3 protein-coding genes are annotated in these 4,139 nt (G+C 34.7%); 2 read left to right on the top strand and 1 reads right to left on the bottom strand.

All coding sequences use genetic code 11. The annotated features are described in order from the left end of the window. Positions 1-208: 208 nt before the first annotated feature. The gene (gene rpsA, locus Q0838_RS14045; protein WP_298956505.1) at positions 209-2,053 is read right to left on the bottom strand and encodes a 30S ribosomal protein S1; all 1,845 of its coding nucleotides are present in this window, start codon (positions 2,051-2,053) and stop codon (positions 209-211) included. Positions 2,054-2,612: 559 nt separating this feature from the next. Between rpsA and Q0838_RS14050 the strand changes: the two genes are divergently transcribed. Further along, positions 2,613-3,071, top strand: a complete 459-nt coding sequence (locus Q0838_RS14050; RefSeq protein ID WP_298956506.1) for a DUF1801 domain-containing protein — start codon at positions 2,613-2,615, stop codon at positions 3,069-3,071. Positions 3,072-3,076: 5 nt separating this feature from the next. Further along, on the top strand, positions 3,077-3,562 hold the full coding sequence (locus tag Q0838_RS14055; protein WP_298956508.1) for a hypothetical protein: 486 nt from the start codon (positions 3,077-3,079) through the stop codon (positions 3,560-3,562). Positions 3,563-4,139: the final 577 nt, after the last annotated feature.

Below are 4,139 nucleotides of genomic sequence, written 5' to 3' on the forward strand. Positions count from 1 at the left end.
CCATAAAATCAATAACTAGTAATCATCATTATAAAAATGCTTTCATAGAGACTTTTCAAAAGTAAATTGGTATTACTTAATTCTACAAATATATTCTAGCCGTACCATCCATGATTAATAAAGTAGCAAGTATTCATAAAAAGGCATAAAAAAAACCCTTATCAGAAAACTGATAAGGGCTTTAAAGTTGAGAATATAAAAACTATTATTAGTTCTTACCTTCCATTCTATCTTTAAGTGCTTGTAACTTAGAGTTTGCATCACCTAATGTAGGCTTAGACTCTTCAGCAGACTTAGCAGCTGCTTGTTGTACATTCTTAGCTTCTTCTTCTTTATGAAGAATCATGTGAGAACCTACTACACGCTTAAATTCTTTGTTGAATTCAATGATCTGGATTTGCGCCTTTTCACCTTTCTTCAATTTAGAACCGTCTTCTTTTTCTAAGTGACGTGTTGGAATAAACACAGAGATATCTTCATTAAAGTTAACTACAGCACCTTTGTCTACAGTTTCACTAATTTCAATATCGTGAGTTGTTCCTACACCGAATTCACCCTCGTACTTATCCCATGGGTTAGGCATAGTTTGCTTATGACCTAGAGATAATTTACGTCCTTCTACGTCTAGTTCAAGAACCACTACTTCTAGTGTATCTCCTACTGCACAGAATTCAGATGGATGCTTCACTTTCTTAGTCCAAGAAAGGTCAGAGATGTAAATTAATCCATCAACACCTTCTTCAAGTTCTACAAATACACCGAAGTTAGTAAAGTTTCTTACTGTACCAGAGTGCTTAGAACCTACAGGATACTTAGTAGTAATGTCAGTCCATGGATCTGGGTGAAGTTGCTTCATACCTAGAGACATCTTACGATCTTCTCTATCAATAGTAAGAACCTCAGCATCGATGATATCACCTACTTTTACGAAGTCACCAGCACTTCTTAAGTGCGTAGACCATGACATTTCAGAAACGTGAACAAGTCCTTCAACTCCTTCTTCTACTTCTACAAATGCACCGTAATCAGCAATAACAACTACTTTACCTTTTACTTTATCACCAGTTTTGATCTTATCAGAAAGAGCCTCCCATGGGTGAGCTTCTAATTGTTTAAGACCTAATTGGATACGAGATTTATCTTCGTCAAAGTCAAGGATTACCACGTTAAGTGTCTGATCTAATTCTACAACCTCGTTAGGGTGGTTGATACGTGACCAAGAAAGGTCTGTAATGTGAACAAGTCCATCAACACCACCTAGATCAACAAATACACCGTAAGAAGTAATGTTTTTAACAACACCTTCAAGTACCTGTCCTTTTTCTAGACGAGAGATAATTTCTTTCTTCTGCTCTTCGATATCTGCCTCGATAAGCGCTTTGTGAGATACTACAACGTTTTTGAATTCGTGGTTGATTTTCACAACTTTAAATTCCATTGTTTTATCTACGTACTGATCATAATCACGGATAGGTTTCACATCAATTTGTGAACCTGGTAAGAATGCTTCGATACCGAATACATCTACGATCATACCTCCTTTAGTACGACATTTAACGTAACCGTTTACGATCTCGCCAGTGTCATGTGCATTGTTAACGCGTTCCCAAGCCTTGATAAGACGTGCTTTACGGTGAGAAAGGATTAACTGTCCAGTCGCATCTTCACGTACATCTACAAGAACCTCAACCTTATCACCTTCTTTAAGGTTCTGGTTGTAACGGAACTCGTTAAGAGAAATAGCACCTTCAGACTTTGCGTTAATATCAATGATAGCATCACGATCAGTAATCTTGATAACTACACCTTCAATTACATCAGTATCGATAGTGTCAACAAAGTTGTCAGATACTAATTTTTCAAAAGCCTTTAATTGCTCCTCATCAACTTTTTCAATTCCTTCACTGTAACGTTCCCAGTCAAAAGTGTCTAGAAATGCTGCAGGATCTTCTTGTTGTGGAGAAGTAATTACTGGAGTTTTTTTCTCAGTTTGAGCGTCTGCTACACCATCTTGTGAAGCGTCCAACTCTTTGTTTGTTTGATTTTCAGCCATAATAGGTTGCTGATTAAAATTTGTATTCTAAAAAAGTAACGGAAACTTATAGAACCTTTTAAAGAAGAGTTATATAAAGATTTGATTCCCAACCGGTTTCCTTATTCTCGATTTGGGTTTGCAAAAGTACATCCTTTTTTAATCATTAACAATACTTAAGTCTATGAAAATCTAGTTTTTATAACAACTTACTTTAACCTGTACTCACTGTTTATAAAAGAAATGAGAGCTTTTTTTGAAATTCCGCTTTCGCGAAAGCGGAACCCACAACAAACTTACTCAACACATACGCTGTTTTTAACATAGTAAAAAACTTTTTACTAGCTATCAATAGCTCCTTCTACTCTATTCTTTTAGTTTTTATTTAAAGGTTTGATACTAGTTAAAGGAAATTAAACGTTTGTTGATCCTATCTGGAATCAAGAACGACAATTTAAGATTACTTAAATAAAACCTCGCAGGTGACTCAAATGATAGACTTAAAAGCCAGAAGTATGATCATTATCTGCGAGGTTATTTATAAATGGAGTACCTTTAATACCTCAACTTAAGATAATACATGACCTCAACTGCAACCACACCGCAAGAATACATAATCCTATTACCAGAGGAGCGCAAAAAACCTATAAGTGATTTACGTGATGTTGTTCTTAAGAACTTACCTGCAGGATTTGAAGAAGGAATGCTTTATTGTATGCTGGGCTATTATGTACCTAAAGATATTTATGAACCAGGTCACCATGTAGACAAAGAATGGACGCCATTACCATTTATAAATATCGCTTCTCAAAAGAATTTTATCGCTTTATATCACTCTGGTATTTATGCAAATCCAGAATTGATGGAATGGTTTAAGGCAGAACACCCCAAACATTCTAAGTACAAACTGGATATGGGTAAAAGCTGCATCCGTTTTAAGAAGGTAGATGATATCCCACTAGATCTTATTGCAGAGTTGTGTCGTAAAATGACACCGCAAAATTGGATTGAGATTTATGAGAATGTGATAAAGAAGTAATGCATATGAAAACTATTATACCACTTGTGTTTGTAATTTTATTCTCCTCTTGTAATAATATTCCAAGAGAAGAAGCTGACACTACAGAAAAAAAATACACTATTCTCTACACTGACGAGACAGGAAGAACAATCGAAAAGGATATAACCAAAGAACAAACTGAAGAACTTTTTAATGGAACAAAAAGTAAAAACATATTGTATACTGGTACTTGGTTTAATGAAAAAGACAACAAAGGTGGAATTGAAATAACTGTTGATCACATCTCATTATTTTATACTTTGAAAGATTCAATAGATCATGATTGGCATGACTACTATATCACTGATAAACATCCTAAAGCTGACACCAGCTCAAAACCTGGAGATTTCTTATATCTTACTAAAGATGGAGATACTTTATCTTATGAGATCTTGAATGAGGGCGCAAATGGAACTCTTAGTTTATTGCATTTAGATTCTGGGAAATTACATATTTATAAAAACAAGTGATATTCTCACCTTAGAAATAATTTAATCACCATCAACCATCAACCATCACTCAAACTAGCATCTAAGAATAATCAAAACTAGATTAGAGATCATTTTTCCTAAGAAAAAAGTAGGAAAATTTAAACTTCTGGAAATTAAAAAAACTATCATCGATATCATATATAGACAATGCTAACACAAATAGTTGGCATGTCAAATCTCACATATTCTTCTAAAAGCAAAAAGCTCCTTTCCTTTGCAAAGTAAAGGTGGGGCAAAGTGAGCGGTAGCGAGTTTTGGTCGGTAAGGATTGATGCGATGTTTTCAGTAACCTCTTGATTAAAATTCAACTTGAGTCTTTATAAAAGCATCACATCAACCACTCCTGATTGCTAGTAAGCTAGCCAATCTGTCCTCGCCTTTTCTAAAACGAGGAGTTTTATATCTTCTTAAAAAATGGCTTTTATTTTCAAAACCAACATGCAAAGTATTTCTTTTGGCATGTTTAGTAAAGGATCGAGATCAATAGCGTCCTAAACGTTTAAAAAGAGAAAGGGAAATTTGTTCCTCAAAGTTACCTTTGTGGTGCAACACAAAA

The sequence above is a fragment of the uncultured Nonlabens sp. genome, from assembly GCF_947495285.1.
Lineage (GTDB): Bacteria > Bacteroidota > Bacteroidia > Flavobacteriales > Flavobacteriaceae > Nonlabens.